At 48.1% G+C, this 20357-nt stretch carries 18 protein-coding genes and 4 pseudogenes; 3 read left to right on the forward strand and 19 right to left on the reverse strand.

What is annotated here, in order from left to right; genetic code table 11:
- Positions 1-29: 29 nt before the first annotated feature.
- The 17 genes and pseudogenes from pseI to flaB (ACW5W8_RS03110) form a co-directional block, all read right to left on the reverse strand.
- Entirely contained in the window at positions 30-1064 is a 1035-nt protein-coding gene (gene pseI / locus ACW5W8_RS03030) for a pseudaminic acid synthase (RefSeq protein ID WP_498626399.1), read from the reverse strand.
- 20 nt (positions 1065-1084) lie between these two features.
- A complete protein-coding gene (locus ACW5W8_RS03035) occupies positions 1085-1546 on the reverse strand; it encodes a GNAT family N-acetyltransferase (RefSeq protein ID WP_498626348.1) in 462 nt (153 codons plus the stop codon).
- A gap of 68 nt (positions 1547-1614) precedes the next feature.
- A complete protein-coding gene (pseH, locus tag ACW5W8_RS03040) occupies positions 1615-2169 on the reverse strand; it encodes a UDP-4-amino-4,6-dideoxy-N-acetyl-beta-L-altrosamine N-acetyltransferase (protein WP_498626349.1) in 555 nt (184 codons plus the stop codon).
- Positions 2169-3227 (reverse strand): UDP-2,4-diacetamido-2,4,6-trideoxy-beta-L-altropyranose hydrolase, encoded by a 1059-nt coding sequence (gene pseG / locus ACW5W8_RS03045; protein ID WP_498626350.1) that lies wholly within the window; start codon positions 3225-3227, stop codon positions 2169-2171. Before pseG ends, pseH begins: the two co-directional genes overlap by 1 nt.
- Positions 3224-3916, reverse strand: a complete 693-nt coding sequence (gene pseF, locus ACW5W8_RS03050) for a pseudaminic acid cytidylyltransferase (RefSeq protein ID WP_498626351.1) — start codon at positions 3914-3916, stop codon at positions 3224-3226. Before pseF ends, pseG begins: the two co-directional genes overlap by 4 nt.
- Positions 3916-5091 (reverse strand): UDP-4-amino-4,6-dideoxy-N-acetyl-beta-L-altrosamine transaminase, encoded by a 1176-nt coding sequence (gene pseC, locus ACW5W8_RS03055; RefSeq protein ID WP_498626352.1) that lies wholly within the window; start codon positions 5089-5091, stop codon positions 3916-3918. The genes pseF and pseC overlap by 1 nt, the downstream gene beginning before the upstream one ends.
- An 8-nt stretch (positions 5092-5099) precedes the next feature.
- Positions 5100-6113 (reverse strand): UDP-N-acetylglucosamine 4,6-dehydratase (inverting), encoded by a 1014-nt coding sequence (gene pseB / locus ACW5W8_RS03060; RefSeq protein WP_498626354.1) that lies wholly within the window; start codon positions 6111-6113, stop codon positions 5100-5102.
- A gap of 132 nt (positions 6114-6245) precedes the next feature.
- Positions 6246-6368: pseudogene (locus tag ACW5W8_RS03065) on the reverse strand (IS1595 family transposase); the annotation flags it as partial.
- A 51-nt stretch (positions 6369-6419) separates the two neighbouring features.
- Positions 6420-6714: pseudogene (locus tag ACW5W8_RS03070) on the reverse strand (IS5/IS1182 family transposase); the annotation flags it as partial.
- Positions 6708-7009 (reverse strand): annotated as a pseudogene (locus tag ACW5W8_RS03075) (transposase family protein); the annotation flags it as partial. The pseudogenes ACW5W8_RS03070 and ACW5W8_RS03075, both read right to left, overlap by 7 nt.
- A gap of 202 nt (positions 7010-7211) precedes the next feature.
- On the reverse strand, positions 7212-9308 hold the full coding sequence (locus tag ACW5W8_RS03080; protein WP_498626356.1) for a motility associated factor glycosyltransferase family protein: 2097 nt from the start codon (positions 9306-9308) through the stop codon (positions 7212-7214).
- On the reverse strand, positions 9301-9600 hold the full coding sequence (locus tag ACW5W8_RS03085; RefSeq protein WP_498626357.1) for a hypothetical protein: 300 nt from the start codon (positions 9598-9600) through the stop codon (positions 9301-9303). The genes ACW5W8_RS03080 and ACW5W8_RS03085 overlap by 8 nt, the downstream gene beginning before the upstream one ends.
- A complete protein-coding gene (gene fliS, locus ACW5W8_RS03090) occupies positions 9600-10013 on the reverse strand; it encodes a flagellar export chaperone FliS (RefSeq protein ID WP_498626359.1) in 414 nt (137 codons plus the stop codon). Before fliS ends, ACW5W8_RS03085 begins: the two co-directional genes overlap by 1 nt.
- Before the next feature lie 43 nt (positions 10014-10056).
- Positions 10057-11439, reverse strand: coding sequence for a flagellar filament capping protein FliD (fliD, locus tag ACW5W8_RS03095; protein WP_498626360.1), 1383 nt, complete (start codon positions 11437-11439; stop codon positions 10057-10059).
- Between the two features lie 24 nt (positions 11440-11463).
- Positions 11464-11898, reverse strand: a complete 435-nt coding sequence (locus tag ACW5W8_RS03100; protein ID WP_498626361.1) for a flagellar protein FlaG — start codon at positions 11896-11898, stop codon at positions 11464-11466.
- A 33-nt stretch (positions 11899-11931) separates the two neighbouring features.
- Positions 11932-12852, reverse strand: coding sequence for a flagellin B (flaB, locus tag ACW5W8_RS03105; RefSeq protein ID WP_498626362.1), 921 nt, complete (start codon positions 12850-12852; stop codon positions 11932-11934).
- A 586-nt stretch (positions 12853-13438) separates the two neighbouring features.
- The gene (gene flaB / locus ACW5W8_RS03110) at positions 13439-14362 is read right to left on the reverse strand and encodes a flagellin B (RefSeq protein ID WP_498626363.1); all 924 of its coding nucleotides are present in this window, start codon (positions 14360-14362) and stop codon (positions 13439-13441) included.
- 384 nt (positions 14363-14746) lie between these two features.
- Here flaB (ACW5W8_RS03110) and ACW5W8_RS03115 point away from each other — a divergent pair, with 384 nt between their 5' ends.
- Positions 14747-15379, forward strand: a complete 633-nt coding sequence (locus ACW5W8_RS03115; RefSeq protein WP_231719689.1) for a trimeric intracellular cation channel family protein — start codon at positions 14747-14749, stop codon at positions 15377-15379.
- Positions 15380-15479: 100 nt separating this feature from the next.
- On the forward strand, positions 15480-15872 hold the full coding sequence (locus tag ACW5W8_RS03120; RefSeq protein WP_498626364.1) for a hypothetical protein: 393 nt from the start codon (positions 15480-15482) through the stop codon (positions 15870-15872).
- A gap of 59 nt (positions 15873-15931) precedes the next feature.
- On the opposite strand, the pseudogene ACW5W8_RS03125 reads toward ACW5W8_RS03120, so the two are convergent.
- Positions 15932-17258, reverse strand: a pseudogene (locus ACW5W8_RS03125) (IS4 family transposase).
- A gap of 125 nt (positions 17259-17383) precedes the next feature.
- Entirely contained in the window at positions 17384-18832 is a 1449-nt protein-coding gene (gene thiI / locus ACW5W8_RS03130; RefSeq protein WP_498626365.1) for a tRNA uracil 4-sulfurtransferase ThiI, read from the reverse strand.
- Between the two features lie 177 nt (positions 18833-19009).
- Between thiI and ACW5W8_RS03135 the strand changes: the two genes are divergently transcribed.
- A complete protein-coding gene (locus ACW5W8_RS03135; RefSeq protein WP_498626366.1) occupies positions 19010-19975 on the forward strand; it encodes a hypothetical protein in 966 nt (321 codons plus the stop codon).
- Positions 19976-20357 lie beyond the last annotated feature (382 nt).

Below are 20357 nucleotides of genomic sequence, written 5' to 3' on the forward strand. Positions count from 1 at the left end.
CTCTGAAATATCATCGCAGAGCCTCCTGACTAAATAAAATCCAGTGACATGGGGGTACCCCTTTCAATATCAATCGTGGCAATTTTGCCCAAGACATCATCAAGATACTTGGGTGCTAAACCAAAACCCGGGCGAATACTGCGCACATTATCTGTGGTGAATTTTTCACCCGCCTTGATATCTTGCACTACGTATAATGAGCGGCGAAATTTCACATTGCCTTTTTCAGCTTCAGTTCGCTCATAATTCACGTTGCCTAACGCTGCCCAAGCTGTTTTGGCATCTTTACACAGCACGGCCAGTTGATGGGGTTCTAACGAGAAACTGTCATCAGGTCCACCACCGTTACGATCCATTGTCACGTGTTTTTCAATCAAGCAGGCACCCAGTGCCACCGCAGCAACCGCTGTGGCATTATCAATGGTGTGATCTGAAAGACCGGACAATACATTAAAACGTGCCGACATATCGGCTATCGTTCTCAGGTTATATTGATCTGCAGGGGCCGGATAGCCGCTGACACAGTGCAGAACCACCAATTCTTGACAACCATTAGCCTGCGCCGTGGCGATCGCCTCGGCTATTTCTTCCTCATTAGCCATCCCCGTAGACATGATCATTGGCTTTCCTGTTTGGGCTACCCGCTTGATCAGTGGCAAATCGACCAACTCGAAAGAGGCGATCTTATAAGCAGGCGCATTGAACTGTTCAAGCAAATCAACGGCTATGAAATCAAAGGGGGAGCTGAAAATGGTGATCCCCAACGCTTTGGCTTTTTCAAACAATGGCTTATGCCATTCCCACGGCATCTGTGCCTCTTGGTATAGTTGGTACAGATTTTTTCCATCCCATAAGCCGCCGTGAATTTTAAATTCCTCGCTGTCGCATTCGAGCGTAATGGTATCGGCGGTATAGGTTTGCAGCTTGATAGCATCCGCGCCCGCCTTTTTGGCCTCCTCCATGATCGCGAAGGCGCGATCTATATCACCATTATGATTGGCTGAAAGCTCGGCAATAATATAGGGCGGATAATCTGGGCCAATCTTGCGTCCATCGATGGTAATGAATGGTTTTAACATATGCATCACAATGGTTCTCTTATAAATGTATCAGGTGCAACCTGTTGGTAACCTGCTTTGGTGAAAAGGTGCAACGAGGCACTATTCCCACTTAAAATAGTAGCTTTCAATCGCATTTTTGGAAATTTATGATTAACTAAATCCAAAACAGATGTGGCAATACCCGCCCCCAAATGTTCTGCTGCAACATATATGGAAACAATATATTCATCAGGCTTTGAATAATCCATTCTGAATACACCGTAAGCGTTGTCATCATATTTATTTTTGATGATATATATGTAATCTTTCTTTGATTTAATTTTTTTTGAAAACCAAGATACATGTTCATCCCAAGTCGGCACTTGGGGATTAATAGCATAGCGTCTAGTATGTGGCTGACACTGCCACTCATGAACAATATTAATATCACTAATGGTGGCGGGAACAAGAACATATAAACACTCAAAAATAAAATCGTCTACCATAGAACCCCACCACCTTTAATTATATATAGGAGTTATATCATTAGCTAAAAAAGCTTTATCGTAAATCACTAACCAAAAGTCACCTCATCCACTTTTAACTTCTCTTTAATAATGTTTTTTAGCTCAGTCCACTCTTGAGAAAAAATCCCTAGATGCACAATGTCATGATAATTTTGGCCATCAAAGTGTGCGTTTCTAATACATCCTTCAATCATAAATCCGAACCTTTTGTGTAATTTTACAACCGTATTATTAAATGCTAGCACCTCACACCTTAGTTTATTAAGGTTCAATTCATCAAATATATATAGCAATGCAGAGTATTCCATTAATGATCCAGCACCGTATGGAGCATCTGGGCTAGCATAAAATGCCCAACAAGCATGGCCAGGTGTTATATTTATTTCAGAAAACCCTATTACACCGCATGGATGATTTTTTATTTCACAAACAAAGTATTTTTTACTAAAATCATTTACTAAGTTTGAAAACCATTTGGTATGTTCAGCAAGGGTTATTTCATGCTTAGTATACATATTCGCTCTTACTGCTGGCATATTACGCCATGTCAATATAGTTGGCAAATCTGTCTCTATCAACTCTCTTAGTCTTATTTTTTTCACTAGTCACCTCTTAAAATAATATTTGCAACTCTACGTGCGCCAAATCCATCAACATTGATTCTGTTATGAGGCTGAATATTATTCCAGTTACTAATGAGCCATTGTAATTCTTGTTGATATGTATCTTTGGTTAAAACTCGCCCATCTCCTAAATAACGAACCAATTGAAGTTCCTTCAAATATGCAGCTAGTATAGTCTGATTATCAGCCACTGACACAAGTGAAGTTGGCACATCTAAACAAAAACGCTCCCAATTACTTGAACCTGATGCTCCAAAGGCATACTTAGCTGTCGCAAGCACTGAGTCATAATTCAGTAAGTTATTAACTATAAGAATGTCGTCTCGTAACGCAGCAGAATCTCGCAACTCTTTAGAAATAAATCTAGAACCATGAACAATTATTAAATTAAATGGAAGGAATGGGGTATCTAATGCGGCAGCCAGCAACTTAACACTCTCTCCTGTTGGGTCACTACCACCAAAAAAGGAAACGACACGTTGTTCTTTTTTAATTTGATCACGAAGGCAGGCAAACTCTTCTCGAAGTAATGAATATTCAGGCCCGAGTAAGCATTGACAATCTTTTGGTACAAATTTTTGATATCTAGAAAACTGATCCGGCCATATATTTTGATCCACCAACACATCACAAATATGTGTTCTGTTAGCCAAGTCATCTATGACAATTATTTTATTAACAAACGTTCTAACTTTCTCTTGCCAACGATAATCGATACCATAATGATCGACAACTAATATATCCGTATCATTTTCAGTTAAAATATTTATCGTATCTCTCGCATCAGATGGCCAGCTATCACCAATCCAACTTTCATATTGAGAACCGATAGCGGTTTTACTCACAAGCGAGTAAACAAAAAAACCTTTAGATCTTATTAATTCAATTAAATTACCATGATGATTTCGACATATAAAACTGACCATGCAACCACTTTTGGCAAGCTGTGTTGCCAAAGCCAAGCATCGTATAACATGGCCTGTACCTATCTCGTCAGAGCTATCAACCCTAATAAATACTGATCTTGGTCTAATCATAGGAGTCGTAATATTTTATATAGACACTCAGCTCGTATCCAATCTTCTGGAGTATCAATATCTTGTACCCTAAAACTTGGCAATAATACCATTTTTGAATGCGCGGAAAAGATTGGTGATTTAGCCAACCATGCGGTTGCTCTGCCCCAATAGAATTGACCAGCATCGTGGTAGGCCACCTCTAAATCTTGCGAACGAGTAAGCAGGTATTCAGGCTGAAACATGCTCACTTGACCTGATTCATTAAGTTTAATTGCTCGCTGAATAGGGAACCCAAAGCGGGTGGCGCTAAATACAAACAGGCATTGGCTATCAGCAGTTAATAATGCAAGCCCTTGACGTAAATCGCCAGCATCAACAAAAGGGGCCGTTGCATAGAGACAACATACCCGCTCAGGCGTTTGCCCCTGCTGGATTAACCATGTAATGGCATGACTTATCACTTCACCCGTGGTGGCATAATCATTGGCAATCTCTGCCGGGCGCATAAACGGCACTTCAGCACCATATTCCTGTGCGACGCTGGCTATCTCGGCATCATCGGTAGAGACAATAATACGGTCAAAGCAACCCGCATTTTGCGCTGCCAAAATTGACCAGGCTATCATCGGTTTGCTATGAAAAATCTTAATATTCTTGCGTGGGATCCGCTTACTGCCACCACGGGCAGGAATAATGGCGATGTTCATTAGTTAACGTAGCCCTCGGCTGTTAAAATATCAGTCAACACCCGTACTACCTCATCTTGCTGTGCATCAGTCATGGCATGAAAGAGTGGCAAGGAAATAGCGTCTTGGTAATACTTTTCAGCCACAGGGAAGTCACCAGATTTAAATCCCATTGTCTGATAATAAGGCTGTGTATGCACCGGGATATAATGTAGATTAACGCCAATACCTGCCGTACGTAGCGCATCAAAAACACTGCGGTGAGTCAAACCAATATCAGTCAGCCCCAATCGAATGACGTACAAGTGCAAGCCAGAATACGTGTCAGGCAATTGATATGGCAAGGTTAACGGCAGTCCGGCCAGCATGCGATCATAACGAGCAGCCAACCGGTGACGGGCCGTAACAAAGGCATCTATCCGTTGCATTTGGCTAACGCCCAATGCTGCTTGCAACTCGGTCATGCGGTAATTAAAACCAAGAGCGATCTGCTGGTAATACCATGCACCATGTGATGGCCCCTGCATCAGCGCTTCATCACGAGTTATACCGTGACTGCGCAACAGTGCCATTTTGTCTGCCAGGGCTTGCTGATTGGTCAGTACTGCGCCCCCTTCTGCGGTGGTGATAATCTTCACCGGGTGAAAGCTAAAAACAGTGATATCACTATAACGACAATTCCCTATCGGCTCGTTAAAATAGCGCCCTCCTATTGCGTGGGAGGCATCCTCTATCACCTTAAACCCGTATTCGGTTGCCAACCTGGCAATCGTTCGCATATCGCAAGGCTGACCACAGAGATGCACTGGCACCACCACTTTTGGCAGTGTGCCATCAGCTTTAGCTGCAATCAGTTTTTCTTCCAGCTTGCTGGGGCACAGGTTATAGGTCGCCGGGTCAATATCGACAAAATCAACAGTCGCACCGCAATACAAACCACAGTTGGCAGAAGCGACGAACGTGATAGGACTAGTCCATAAACGATCACCCGGCCCTAAATCCAATGCTAAACAGGCAATATGCAACGCCGACGTAGCACTATTCACTGCTAAAGCATAAGTGGCACCGGTATAGTTTGACAACGACTGTTCAAACTCAGGGACTTTCGGCCCCTGAGTCAGAAAATCGGATTGTAATACCGAGACAACACTATCTATATCTTGTTGGGTGATCTCTTGTTTACCATATGGGATCATAGTCTGACTCACACTTCAAAACTGGTATCAACGTGCTTTTTAATTAACTCTCGCAGAGAATCAACTGTCTCCCATTCGGTATTTGTACCTGAATTATATTTAAAGCCAAATGGTACTTTCTGCGCATTATGATGTTGAAGATAATCGGTTTCAGTGTTATTAAATGAGACAGATGGCAAAATAGCATAGTATTTTCCGAGATCGATTGTATGAAGTGAGTCAGTATCGGTGATCATCTCTTCATGCAACTTTTCACCAGGTCTGACACCAACAATTTCCGTCTTGCATTCCGGTGCAATTGCCGCTGCAATATCCATGATCCGGTAGGAGGGGAGCTTTGGTATAAAGATTTCACCCCCCAGATGATGTTGCAAGGCATACATCACTATGTTAACTCCATCCTGCAGAGAAATATTAAAACGGGTCATCTCTTCATGAGTGATAGGCAAGACCCCTTCGGAACGTTTTTTAAGAAATAACGGAATCACTGAGCCACGCGAGCCCATCACATTGCCGTAGCGCACCACACTAAAACGAATGTCTCGGGAACCTTTGATATTATTGGCAGCAGTAAAAAGTTTATCAGATGTCAGCTTGGTAGCTCCATACAGATTGATTGGTGCACAGGCTTTATCCGTTGACAGTGCGATCACGTCTTTCACACCACATTGCAGTGCTGCATTGATCACATTCTCAGCACCGTCAACGTTAGTACGGATACACTCGGTCGGGTTGTACTCGGCAGTATCCACCTGCTTTATTGCAGCGGCATGAATGATGACATCGATTCCTTCGCAGGCTTGTACCATACGGTTTTTGTCACGGACGTCACCGATAAAAAAACGCAACTGGGGGTAATCTTTCTGCGGATAGTTTAAACGCAACTCAGATTGCTTTAGTTCATCACGAGAGAAAATAACAATACGCTTAACCTTCGGATAACGTTCAAGAATGGTTTTGATGAACTGCTTACCGAAAGAGCCGGTGCCGCCGGTGATGAGGACTTTTTTGTCGTTTAGCATTTTATTTACTCTCTGGATATCTTACTGTTTATTACAGCCCATCAAATTATTAACTATTTTTTTATATTATTCAAACTCTGCATATTAAATTTAGTTACTTTAAAGAACCACGTAGAATTTTTAAATTATTGATTACCCATGGTCCTCCGCCAGCGTCAAGAGCCGATATGGCATCGGAGGGCTTTCCACGACTGCACGCTCCAATTCAACCAACATACTATTGAGGTCAAAGCGATGATTAAACCGGAAGGGCGTCGTTGCCCAAATCAGCCAGCAAGTCATGCCTTCCCCGGCCCCAGGTAACCACTACACTCGCGGCTTTCTGACAGGCAGACCAAGAGTGTTCATTTTGTTTATGGCGCTTACATACGCCATGACTTCTCCCACTTGGCCGTGGTAGTTACGCAGACTGATTTTCCCCGCCAGCAACTGCTTGAACCGATACATCGCTGTCTCTGCCAGCGAACGCCGGTGATAGCCCGACATCTTCTTCCAGTGCGCCAACCCTTCCTTGCGCATTACCAGCACAGCCTCATTTTTTGGATGTCCCTTTTCTCATCGCCCATAGCCCAGCGTTTTTTCGAGGCGGGATACAGGCGGTTTTGGTCTGTGACAGCAGGTGCATAGCCAGACACCACTTGGTCAGAGTGGCGCTTGGTGTTTGCAAAAATGGTGTTGCCAGTCAATGACATCTGATGACGGTAGTGATTGCATTGCAGCACGCGTGGACGACTTTTCAGGCGACAACAGGTCTTGTTGGCGCACTCAGGACAGACGAAACCGTTCGGAAAACGCCAAGCGAGCAGTGCGTTTTCGCACTGAGCGTCAGCGCCATAGTCCTTGATAGACTCAAACAGGCTGTAGCCTTTCTGGAATTGGACTTTACTTTTGGCCATGATCTCGCCCCCCGATAGCTGTACGTAAGATCAGTATAGTTCGTGATGACTTCTAATCATGGGTAATCAGGATTTGGTATGAACATGCATTTACTGTATGCATATATTTCGCATCAAACCCGCATCGCTCAAATACCTCAATACGTTTTTTAATGAACAGTTCGCAGACCTTTAAATATGGAATGAAACATAATTGGTTACGTTAGTTTTTTCTCAAATGATCCAACAACTCATAATATGACTCATCACTAGAGCAAAGCGCATATTTATATTTCTCTTTAGTCTTCAGCAAAAAATCGGCATACACGTTTATCATCTCGCTCACAAAGGCACGATCAGCTTCATTTCCTTGATCTAAATCAATAGAGTGAATCGCGTTAAGCATCACAAAAAAGAAATAGTTCATTGAACCTTCGAGTACTCGCTGCAGGTGCCTCTCGCTGGTCGTCATGATGTACAATAAATAGTTATATTGCCTTTGCATCAATTCAATGATGTCATCATGGTTAATGGTTACTTTTTCCCACTCCCCTAACATCAAGTCAATCAATTTATTAAAAACCTCAAACCCCATGTGTTTTTCCAACTCAGTATAACCAATACTTAACGGGGTAAAAAAATCATGTCTAATATGAGCAATAATATTATCTTTACTACATGAAGGCGCTTCTATATTGATATCATCCAAGGCTAAAGGTATTGCACCTTCAACTTTCGCCCCATCCGTAACATTATAACAACAAACATCTATAGCCATACAAAGCAACGTTTCCATTTGCTTGATAGCCAGACCAAATATTGGGTTAGAAATGACCTCTCCCCCCAAATTTCCGGGTACAAGCAACTCTCCTGATGCAGTAACCGCATCCTTAAGCTTATCAATCACATTTCCATTCTCATCAAAATAGGAACTCAACCTAGAATGATGATGTTCTTTCGTGCGATAGCCGTTATCAATTCCAAACATATAGAGATTTTTAAAGCCCAATGTTACTGCATAACTCAGCCCGGTATTGCCAACATAGGGATTAACACAAGGTAAATAAGCAATATTATCGATCAATCCAAGGGTGGAAAGCAATATATGCATCGGTTCACAAGGCTTGAATCCTATTGCAGACTGTTCAAAATATGAGAAGCAGTCAGGATGCAGCACATCAACACCCAAAAATAGAATATCTCGTAAATAATCAGGCGCATTGAGAGTGGCTAAAAAATCAGCGGTACTTTTTGTTCTTTCTACTGCGACCAATATATCAGGCTTTATCCCAGCCTTGTACAACGCACTAACACTACTTCCACACGCGATGATTATCGCTTTTTGTTGATGCTCAACAATAAACGGCATCGCCTTGTCAAGGGAAGGACCATTCCCAACAATAAAAACTGGATATTGTGCTGCTTCATCAACAACTTTTTTATTTGCATGCAAAAAAGGGATTTTATTACTAATATTGGCATAACTATGGGAGAATGCCAATATATTGTCATCGAAGAAGCCCCAACCCAACCGTATAAGGTGGAATTTTTTTTCAACCTTTTTAATAAGGGTCGAAATTTTCTCTGATGGATAGTGCCAAAATGAACACACGCTGGTTGCCCAAAATGCCCCCCTCTTATTAATTGCAGTGTTTAAATCCTCAACTATATTATCTTCATCACTGCCCACAAAAATATGAACACCAAGGTTATTGTCATCAAGGTATTGCAATAACGGCGCCCAATCAAAAGTGAAAAGAGATGCATAAAACAAGTCTGTATCTGGCTCAACAATAAACAAGTTTTTTATTTTATGCCTTTCATAAAGATAACCCAATTGATAACCAAGACCGATCCCAAACATCAACATCATAGGGATAGACACGGGAAGGTTCTTGTTTAGGCTCAATAAGTCTCGCCGCTCATTAAATAAATCAATTACTTTATTCAGATATTCATCATGAATTTGATTAAAATAATTATCACTGGTTTTTAAATTCATTACACCAAGAGTGCTTTTGGATAAAACACTCTCAACTTGGGCTTTGGCCAATTCATAGGGTGAGTCACCATACAAAGCCTCATTGCTATCTGTCCAGAGTAAATTTGGCTCGCCATTTTCATTACAAAAAAAGCGGAATGGACGCATTGGCACATAATCTTTTAACTCAGCATGGAGATGAGGGAAAAACATCTCAAAGGCAGCCATGTTTGCATTAAAACGCGAAGGGAGAGTGACAAGCATCGCTTTTTCCTGCTCACTTTGCATAGCCAGCCTGGAAAGCTCATGTTCTGCTTCGATTAAATGTTTATCACTCATTATTTTGCTTCCTGAAGTCGTATGTCTTTCTTACCTTGCTCACAGTCATTAAAGACTGTAGCTCAGCCTTGGTCTCTTGATGATATGTATTAAGGGTTGCTCTGAGTAATGACTCTTCTTCATGAAGCAACGCCATATCGCTCGATAATGACTGTAATTTCATGAGATTGAGGTCACTTTCCATCAAAAAGTTCAAACGAATGTCCATGAGCGCTTCTGCCTTAACAAAATCATCCTTTAAAAGAGCATCACGAATAGCAGAAGTTAATTCTATCAGATATTGAATTGACATTATGAGCCTTTCATCTTTGATAGCGCAGCACTCTTTTCTTCAAATGGAATACCGTCCCAACCTGACTTGACAGTAATCATCAACTTGGCCACCTCATCGACCGCCGCTACGTCCATATCTTTACTTGCATCCAGAAGGCGCTCTTTCATATAGTCGTACAACATCGCAAGCTGTTCTGGAACTTCGCCATAGCTCATATCCAAAGAGTCTTGCAGACCATTGATAATGGCCATAGATTTGGAGATAGTTATAGATTTCCCTTCAAAGTCACGTCTCTCTATTGACCCTTTTGCCTGCGCTAAACGCTCAAGACACACTTGCATCATTAACTGGATCACCCTGTGTGGATCGGCGACGGCCAGCTCCGCTTGCAAATTCATCGTGGTATAGGCTTTAAGGCTTTTCTTATACATGTGTTCATTCCATCTTGACTAATCAAAAGAAGTTATTTATTCCCTATTTAGTATTCAGCGTATTGAGATAAGAGGCTGATTTGTTCAGCTTGGCCAGCAAAGTATCCAAACTACCATAGCGAATTCGTAATGCTTCTTCATACTTGGCCATCTGAGTGGTGGTATCGGCTTTCTTACGCGAAACTTCACGCAACTGCGAATTTAACCCATCCTCCCTTTTGGATAGAAGTCCACCACTTTTTGAATAAACATCCAGCTGTCCAGCCAATTTATTTGCTAAACCGTCATCACCACTAAACAACGCCACCACTTGTTCATAATTTTTGCTTAGTGCATCATTAAATTTTTTGTCATCAAGCGACAGGACTCCATTTTTGTCCATCTTGACACCCATCTGAAAAATGGTTGACAGCTCACTGGAAATACTTGATTTTTCGGTTATTGTACTGCTCATGAGATTGACGACTGTACGCGGCATCGAGTCTCCGGCCAGGGCACCACCATCATCTTTCTGTTCACCCTTTACGACAGTGTTGCGTTTACCCAACTCGTTAGACTTGCTGACCAACGCGTTATAGCCATCAATAAAACTTTTGATAATCTCTTTAATGCCATCCTTGTCCGTGGATATATTCACCTTGTTGGACTTTGGGTTATTAACGCTGTCCTTATCCGACGTCCGCAGAACCGTAATTTTTAGCCCCATGATGGTATCATCAAAGGTATTCGTATCGCTGCTAAGTGTGTTACCGTCAACATCGATTTGGGCACTGCCTGCTGACTGGGTCTTGCCAGCAGTCAGAGAGGATGCAAAACCCGACAACTCCCCTGTCGACCCGCTTATCGTCATATCCTTGCCGTCACCACTGATACCGGAATCCATGATGAGTTTCACCTTGCCATCCGAAGTTTTGATGATGTTGGCACTCAAACCAAAATTGTCACCATCATTATTAATGCGTTTTCGAATATTCTCCAGATTGTCACCGGCTTTGACATCAACCGAGAAAGTTTTTGCTCCGGCACTAAACGTCAAAGTACCGTCTTGAGTCACCACAGGATCTGTCGCGGTGTTAAAAACCGCTGCAAACTTGCTGGTCGTCGCCAATTTATTGACTGTTATATTATATTGTCCATTTGATGTCCCCGTCTTGCTCTCCACCTTGAGTACAGGGTTATCCTTATCTTGGGTCACAGAAATCATGCGTTTGTTAAAAGCATCACTCTTTGTCATCCCTTTGAGCGTGGTCACATAAGATCCGATCGCAGACTTAAGCTGACCAATCCCAGATAAAGAGACTTTGGCGAACGTCTCTTTTTTGATTAGTGGCTGCTCCAACTGGGTCTTTTTGGCTGCAACACTGGCTTTGATGATCGATTCCAAATCGATCCCGGAAGCTGCGCCGGCTGAAGTGATACTCGCCATATTGATTTTCCTCCCCCGCTAAACTCAAATCTGGTTATCCAGCAATAGTCCGCTACGAGAGCCCAAATTACCATCGGTCTCACGCAATGACTGAAGACGTTTACTGATGGAGAGCAACTCTTCACTCGGGATCTGGCGGATCACAGCACGCGTATCCGCATCCATCACTCTAATGACCACCTTATCCAAGTCCCGCTCAACACTAAAGCTAACTGTCCATCCTTGTAATTGGCTGAATTCCTGCAATTTTTGTACCTCATTTTCCACATCGATGGGGGGCTGGTTGGATCGATGACTTGCATGATCCACTCTGTCTCCATCTCGGATCGAGGCTCCCGCTGTCACCTGCTGCTCTTCGGGCACACCAGAAAGCAAAGGAGCGGCCTGCTGGCCGCTCTTGCTATTGGACTGAAGAGAAGAAGGAGTGACCGATGACGGGTTTCCTATTTCGCTTGTCATATTGCCCCTCCTCTCTTATATCATTGCTCACTCTTAGCCCAGCAGGGATAAGGCTGATTGAGGTCTCTGGTTGGCTTGGGCCAAGATACTGGATGCAGCCTGTTGCAAGATATTTTGCTTGGTCATGTTGGCGGTTTCAACGGCAAAGTCGGCATCACGCACCCGTGAACGTGCTGCGCTCAGGTTTTCAGCTACGTTGGACTGGTTGCGAATAGTGGAGTCAAAACGGTTCTGCACCGCACCCAGCTCTGCACGCTTGCTGTCCACCGCCTTGATCATATAGTCAAGGTTCGCCATCGACAGCTGCGCAGTACTCGCCGCAGTGATGCTCTTCACCATACTAGCCTTCAAGGCGGTACCAGCTGTCAGGCTGACCTTGTAGGGCTCTTTAGACAAACTGGTCGCCGTATTCTTGACTATTTTGGCAGTGCCTTTAGTCGCGCTGGCAATACCGCTGATGGTAAAAGCCGATGACATTTTGAAGGTGATGGTCTGGGAGGCATCCGCTCCCACCTGGAAGGATCCGGTGTATTTGCCATCGAGCAACTTCTGGCCACCAAACGTGGTGTCGTTCGATATACGGTCGATCTCGGTTTTGAGCTGATCGTATTCCTGTTGCAGAGCGGTGCGGTCATCAGAGTTATTAGATCCGTTAGAAGACTGCTGAGCCAGGGTGCGCATGCGCTGCAACATGCCAGAGACTTCGTCCATCGCCCCTTCGGCGGTCTGCGCAACCGAGATACCATCGTTGGCATTACGGTTACCCTGATCCAAACCATTGATCTGGGAGGTCAAACGGTTGGAGATCTGCAAACCGGCAGCGTCATCTTTCGCACTGTTGATCCGCAAACCAGAAGCGAGCCTGGTATAGGATGTGTCCAGAGACTTGTTGGTCCCCATCAGGTTACGCTGGGCGTTCAGTGATGAGGTATTGGTGTTAATGTACATGGCCATAATAAATTCTCCCGAAGAACATGCGACTGCAGGTTGCGTCGTCAAAACAGCACGACGGCCCACCGTTCGAAGAGCAGGTTGAACATGCCTGTCTCTTCTGGCGGGTGTCTGTTTGAACGAACAGGTCACCCGCAGTAGTGCAAACGTTGGATTCCGAACACCCCTCGATTGCTTCACTTTATTTAACGGCAGCGCAGAGACAAGCTTTAGGAAAATTGTTGCCTAAAGCGGCAAGTTTTCTCCGGTAGGCGGCAATAGGGCAAGGAGACTGAACGACGTAGCCAAGCAGCGAACATCAGACAATGCCTGACTTTACGAAATAGAATGTATTGGCATGGTTCATGCTTAGAACAGACAGAGTGACGTCAATTTGGCGACACAATAAAAAGAGGCCGGTAAACCGGCCTAAAGATGAGCATATGCTCAGGAGAATATGACCAAGGGTGACAGAACTGAACAGCTGGACAACACTTGGCATTACTAGTAGAGAATTATATCTCTCCCGATAGAACAGAGTGCGACCCGAACACCCCTTTGTTCCATCTCTTGACCAGGGCGGCCTGAACAACCGCCCTGTTTTCTTTTATTAGCCCTGTAACAGTGACAGAGCAGACTGCGGACGTTGGTTGGACTGCGACAAGATACTGGATGCGGCCTGTTGCAGAATGTTCTGTTTGGTCATGTTGGCCGTTTCCACCGCAAAGTCAGCATCACGGATCCGTGAACGAGCGGCACTGACGTTTTCCGATACGTTGGACTGGTTGCGAATGGTGGAGTCAAAGCGGTTCTGTACTGCACCCAACTCGGCACGCTTGCTGTCCACCGCCTTGATCATATAGTCAAGGTTGGCCATCGACAGTTGGGCGGTGCTCGCCGCCGTGATGCTCTTCACCATACTTGCCTTCAGGGCGGTACCAGCTGTCAGGCTGACCTTGTAGGGCTCTTTGGATAAACTTGTCGCCGTATTTTTGACGATCTTTGCACTATCTTTAGTCGCACTGGCAATGCCGCTGATGGTAAAGGCCGACGTCATCTTGAAGGTGATGGTTTGTGCTGCATCAGCACCGACCTGGAAGGAGCCAGTATATTTACCATCCAGCAACTTTTGACCACCAAAAGTCGTGTCTGCCGCAATACGGTTAATCTCGGTCTTAAGTTGATCATATTCTTGCTGCAAAGCGTTACGGTCATCGTTGTTATTAGAACCATTTGCTGATTGCTGCGCCAATGTGCGCATACGCTGCAACATACCGGTGACTTCATCCATCGCCCCTTCAGCAGTCTGGGCAACCGAGATACCATCGTTGGCGTTACGGTTACCCTGATCAAGACCATTGATCTGGGAGGTCAAACGGTTGGAAATTTGCAAACCAGCCGCATCATCCTTGGCGCTATTAATACGCAGACCGGAAGCCAGTCTGGTATAAGAGGAATCGAGCGACTTGTTCGCATTGGTCAAATTACGCTGAGCATTCAGCGAGGATACGTTGGTGTTAATATAAAGGCCCATGACTATTCTCCTAAGCTATTAAATTTACTCTTCTATTTGCTCAGGCTTTATTATTTTCTGTGCCTGATGCGTCTTATTTAACGGCCAGTTTTTCGATGTCTTTAGCATTTTTTTCAACGCTTCATCGCATTAACGCCGCTTACCTTATATATCGGCGAGTCGAGGGGAAACTTAAGGAAAAAATCGGGCCTAAACCTGTGATGGGACTCAACCTTCTAAAGCCCGCCAACGGCGGAGTGCTGCGGGCACGCACGAGCCTCACCCGGTTCATGCCGCGAGAAAAAATCCGTCCCGACTCTCAATTTTGTCGAGCACTGTTGGCGATTGGGCTCACCAGCCCCTAAAATCGCGACCCCATCAACAATTTGGCGTGAGTTGTTCTCCATGCAGACACTGGTTGAGCAGATTGTTTACATCAGCGACATGTTTGGTACTGCGGTATTCGCGTTTTCAGGGGTATTGGTGGCTGGCCGACTCAGAATGGACGGGTTTGGCGTCATGGTTTTGGCGGCGGTCACTGCCATCGGCGGCGGCACCATCCGTGATATGATCCTGGGAGCCACCCCCGTGTTCTGGGTGCGCGATCCCCTCTATATCTGGGTCGTCATTACGACGGCGCTGATCGGTATGTGGATGGTCAAGCTGCCCCGCAGGATGCCCTGGTATGTGCTGCCGGTGGCAGATGCCTTCGGGCTAGCCCTCTTTACCGTTATCGGTGCCCAGAAGGCCCTCAACTTCGGCACCCCGGGGCTGATTGCCGTGATCATGGGCACCATGACCGGGGTAGCCGGTGGCATGATCCGCGATGTACTGGCGCGGGAAGTGCCCATGGTGCTGCAAAAAGAGATATATGCCACCGCCTGTATCCTCGGCGGCATTCTCTATACCCTGGCGCTGGAGGCAAACATGGACAGGGTAACGGCCATGCTCATCTGCATGACGGCCGTGTTTGGCCTGCGGGTAGCTGCTATCTACTGGCATCTGTCGCTGCCCACCTTCTCGCTGCAACGCAATTGAGAGCAGGCCCACAGCGCCATCATGTCGCTGTGGGCCACGCGTTGAACCAAATAGGCTTTTCTGTTGTCATAGAAACAGTCGTTGTTAGCCGGAACTTCTCATGCGCAAAATTGGTATGCTTACCACTCTCCTCCTGGCGAACGTGACGGCAGCCCACGCCGAAGCTCAAGTAGTGTTTGGTCGACTGGCCTCGGCGCCGGTGCAGCAGTTCAACCAGCAGATACGCCAGGCAAGCCATCAACAGCAAAACTGGGTTAATGACTACCGTGAGGTAGCTCTGCGATTCGTCGGTCATGGTGACACGCCCAGTCGCATCCATGCCCAGCAACTGGACAATGATCTGGTGCTCTCGGTCGCCCTCGACGGCAGCAAGAGTGACATGATCTACATCCTGACCCTCTATCGCAGCGACAACCTGTGGCAAATGCGGGAGGCGGAAATGGGCTGGCGTTGCCAGGGGCAAGACTCCTTCACCCCGGTCCCCTGCCCCTGATGGTCATCACTCACTCCGTGAAATAAAAAAATCCGGCACATTGGCCTAATGCCAGTCAGTTAAGCCTGACTGGCATTGTTTTTATTGGCTTTTTTCACACTATACCTCTGTGGCCTTGGCTTCACGCAGCGGGGGCAACTTCGCTCCCTTCGTTCCGGCAACACAAACTGCCCCGCCTGCTTATCCAGCTCCGCCACCCGCTTCGGGATACTCCCCGGTGACAGGTACGGCATGCAGCTCAGTTCATGGATGAGATAGACCGACGCCATGTGAAAACTCAGCTGGCTCGCCGTGTATCCCTTCAAACTCGCCGCCATCTTTACCATCTGGCTGCGCAGCAGGTTGTACGCCAGCAGTACGCCCCACAGCTCTTGCCGTATCCCCACCGCCTTCTTGCTGCGCAGGGTCAGCCGGTGTTGTTGCAGGCTGTGCTTCATCTCCCGATAGCCCAACTCGATTTCCCAGCGCTGGCTGTAGAGCTCGACGATGTCGGCTCCCGGGAAGCGCATCGGGTCGACCATTGAGGTCAATACTTGGCGCGCCTTGCCATTGATGTGTCGGGTCAGCAAGCGGGCTTCCACCGTGTCAGGCAGGTGCGGCCACTTCTTGCGTGCCTGTGGGCTGGTTTTCAGCAAGACAAGTGCATCCTGGCGCCCCAGTTTGCGCACCACTTCGAATTGGGTGCCCTTTTTGAGCGGCAGCAACCAGTGCCGCTCAACGCCCGCTGTCTGCCATGCGTGGAGCAGGCCGAGGGAGTAAAACCCCTTGTCGAACAGGGTGAGCGAGTGGTCCGGTGTGCGCGATGAGTTGCTCGGCCAGTACCATCTCGTTGACGGCGCAGCTCTCCATGACTGCTTGTACAAGCAGGTGGCTGGTCAGCTCCATCTGACAGAGCATGCGTACCTGCGGATAGGCGGTTTCGCCCTGCCGGGTGCCGGGCTTGGCAAAGGCGGCGGCATTGTCCGGGGTATCGGGCGTGCGCCACATCACGCCATCGACAGCGAGCAGTTGCAGCCCGGCCCAACCGGGGTGGTTGGCCTGCTGGTGTCAGAGAGAAGCGGTCTCGTGAAACAGCCGTTCTATGCTCTTGTCCCCCAGTTTTTGGCGAGCTTGGAGGAAAGCGCTGGGGGCGACAAAGGGGCGGTCCCCGGGCAACAGGATATCGAGCTGATTGACCAGCTGGGTCATGGGGACGTGGCGGAAGATGGCCATGCCGATGATGGCCCAGACCAGACGCTCCATGGGCATACGGCGACGACGCAGGGTCGCGACATCCTCTTTGGCTAGCAGAGTCGTGATGAGCTCGGGAGGAATGAGGTCGGAGAGTGACTCAAACTGAGCGGCATTGCTGGCGTGGAGGAAATCGAGAGCTTGAGCGATACGCATAAAAAATCCGAAACCAATCAACAGGTTTCGGATTTTCACACATCAGAAGGATCGGTCAATGGATCCTTAACTGATCGGCATTAGGCACATTGGCCGGATTTTTTATGGGCAGTGCAGACCGCTAATTACGGGCGGTACACCTTCACGTTGTCAAAACCCTTCTCTTTCAGATAGAGCGCCTGCAGCTTGCTCATCACGCCGCGATCGCAGTAGAGCAGATAGGTCTTCTCCTTGGGCAGATCGCCAAAGGCGGTGGCCAGCTTGAAGAAGGGGATATGCATGACCTCACGCCCTTCCACTAGCAACGGCTTCTCGTCATGCTCGTCCATGGAGCGGATATCGAGGATCACCTCGTTGTCAGCGGTCTCGGCGGTGGTTTCCACTTCCTGTACCTCGGCGGCGGTCTCTTCACCGATGCGACGAATGTCGAGGTAACGGGCTTCAGCCACCACTTTGTCCAGAATGGCGAAGTCGAAGTTTTCCTCTTCCGCCTCGATACGGGAGAGCTCGGCCTTCACGGTCGGCTTCTTGGAGATAACACCGCAATACTCCGGCATGGTCTCGGCAAACTCCAGGGTACCGATGCGGCGGGCTTCGCTGATGATGTCCGGCTTGTCCCAGGTGATGAGCGGGCGCAGGATCACCTTGTCGGTCACCCGGTCGATGACGTTCAGGTTGGTGAGAGTCTGGCTGGAGACCTGACCCACGCACTCGCCGGTCACCAGCGCCGGGATCTGGAACTCGTCGGCCACCTTGGCGGCGGCGCGCATCATCATCCGCTTGAGCACCACGCCCATCTGACCGTTGTCGATCTTCTCGAGGATCTCGGCGACCACCGGCTCGAAGTCCACAGCGGTGAAACGCACCCGGTGGGAAGAGCCGAAGCGGTTCCACAGGTGATAGGCCACCTGCTTGACGCCGATCTCGTGAGCGGCACCGCCCAGATTGAAGAAGCAGTAGTGCACCCGGCAGCCGCGTTTGATGAACTGGAAGGAGGCCACACCGGAGTCAAAACCGCCGGAGATCAGACTCAGCACATCTTCCTGAGTGGCGATGGGCATGCCGCTCAGGCCCTGATGGATGGCGCTGACGATGAAGAGCTCTTCGCCGTCGATCTCGAGGTTGATCTTCACATCCGGGTTCTTGAGACGCACGCCGTTGCTCACGCAATGCTGGTTCAGACCACCGCCCACGTAGCGCTCCACTTCGAGGGAGGAGAACTCGTGCTTGCCGTGGCGCTTGGCGCGCACACAGAAGGTTTTCCCCTCGAGCTGATCACCCCACACGGCTTTCACCTGCTCGAAGATATCGTGCAGGTCGGTAAACTTGCTGGCTTGCACCTCGAGGAAAGCCTGAATGCCCGGAATACAGGCCAAAGCTTCGATAGCCTGTTCACGGAACTGGTCATTACGGGAGCTCACAATCAGCTTGTCCCAATCCATCCGTACGCGGGCATCGTCGTCGAAGCGGCGCAGGACATTGCGGATATTGCCCTGCAGGATCTTGATAAAGCGCTGGCGAACCGACTTGCTCTTGATGGTGATTTCCGGGAACAGCTTGATAATAAACTTCATGGTAATGACTCGGGTGACCTTGATTTAAGGGCGCGAATTATATCAGAACTTTGTGGCCAGCGCCTACTGGATGAGCGTTTGCTCACATTCCCCTACGCAATGTTTGCCGCGCGGCAGCAATCTTGCGTATATTCCCGACCCTGCGCCTCGCCAGATTTTTGACAACAGATTGATCCGATGAAGACCTATATCTACTACCCCGGCATGGAGGTACGCGACGAGCTCTGGCTCAAATTTGCCCTGCTCTATCTGGAGCGGCTCGCCTTCGTCTTCACCGTCAGCGAAAAGAGCGGCCTCACCGCCCTGCTCGATACCCTTCAACAGCAGACCGATCTGCTGGCCGAGCGGCCCGATGCCGCCTTCTTTGCCGCCATTACCCCGCAACTTGAGAGCCAGATCAGCGGCCTGGTGGCCCCCGATTTCGTCCGCCACAAGGTGTTTGGCAACAAGGAGCTGATTGGTCGCTGGCGTCAGGAGGCCAACCACGACTGCTTCTGCCCGGATCAGGCGGGGCTGGAGCGGCTGCACGGCTTTTGCCTGACTCAGGGCTTTGCGACCCGGGATGAAGGGGGGATCAGAATGGCGCGGCGCTTTGCCAACCTGCTCTCCATGCGCCTTGCCCGTGAGTGGGCACTCGCCAATGACGAGGCGCTCATTACCGATCACGACTATCTGGACCGCCTGCTCCACCTGCTCGAATCCCGCTACCACAATCGCGGCGGCCAGGATTGCTTCCACCTCGAGATCCCGTTGCAAGTGCCCACTCACCTGGCCGATATTCCGTTTGCAGAGCTTATTGCCCTGCGCGGGCGCAGCGGCTTTCGCCAACAGCTGGCCGAATTTCATCTGGCCATCGACAACCTGCTCGCCATGCTGGGTAGCGGCTATGCCGACCCGGCGGCCCTGACCCGCTTTGAGCAGGCTCAGCAAGGGCTCAATCAACTGCTAGGGCCCGAGACCCTCAGCATGCCACTCACCACCCTGGTCAGCACCAGCCTGCCCGCCGTGGCGATGCTCCACCAGTTAAAGGCGAGCCATCCCGAAAGCGACCTCATCTTCCATCCCATCAAGAAGAGCCATTTTCACCAGCGCAAGAGCCAGCACTTCTTCACCCGACTCGGTCATCTGCGCCAACCGGGCTGAACCGGCGGAATGAAAAAGGGGTTGGCGCCTGCCAACCCCTTTCGCTTTCTGCGGCCTACCAATCATCACCCCGGTGATTGGCCCGCTCTTGTGCGTCACGGCGCGCTTCCATCGCCCTGTCACGGCGGATATTGGCAGGGGTACAGGCAAACTGTTTCTGATAACAACGCGTAAAACTCTCGGAAGCAGGCTCGAAAGGTGAATAGAACCCGGTACGCTCAGGATAAACATGGTGATCACCATGATTGGTTGTGGCACAACCCGAACTCATCAGCACCAGCAAGGGACACAGAACACGCAGCAAAAGAGAACTCCCGATTGGATTTGAATGAATTCGTAATTATTCACAAATTAATTCATCCAATCAAATATTGATGCATTT

This window comes from Aeromonas aquatilis (assembly GCF_054052405.1).